This is a genomic window from Roseovarius halophilus (ex Wu et al. 2025) (genome assembly GCF_047086965.1).
Window position 1 is genome coordinate 1 of sequence record NZ_JBKOTX010000541.1, and the last position, 585, is coordinate 585.

The window sequence follows — 585 nt, forward strand, 5'->3', positions numbered from 1 at the left end:
CGCGTCCGTCCGCGACGTTACGATCTGGTGTTCCAACGACTATCTCGGCATGGGCCAGCACCCGGATGTGCTGGCGGCCATGCACCAGGCGCTCGATACCGTCGGGGCCGGGGCCGGGGGCACGCGCAACATTTCCGGCACCACGCATCATCACGTGCTGCTGGAACGCGAACTGGCCGACCTGCACGGCAAGGACGCGGCGCTGCTGTTTACCTCCGGCTACGTGTCCAACTGGGCCACGCTGGGCACCCTGGGCGCGAAGATTCCGGGGTTGGTGATCCTGTCGGACGCGCTCAACCATGCCAGCATGATCGAGGGCATCCGCCATTCCGGGGCGCGGAAAGTCATCTGGAAGCACAATGACCTCGACGACCTGGAGGCGCATCTGCAGGCACTGCCAGCCAATGCGCCCAAGCTTATCGCCTTCGAGAGCGTCTATTCCATGGATGGCGACATCGCGCCGATTCGCGAAATCTGCGACCTGGCCGAGCGCTACAATGCCATGACCTATCTCGACGAGGTCCATGCCGTGGGCATGTACGGCCCGCGCGGCGGCGGCATCGCCGAGCGCGAGGGGCTGATGGA

At 65.3% G+C, this 585-nt stretch carries 1 protein-coding gene; it reads left to right on the forward strand.

Annotated features, from left to right (window positions below):
* Nucleotides 1-585: 5-aminolevulinate synthase (gene hemA, locus ACH107_RS33390; RefSeq protein ID WP_412509869.1), on the forward strand; the 585-nt coding region annotated here is incomplete at both ends.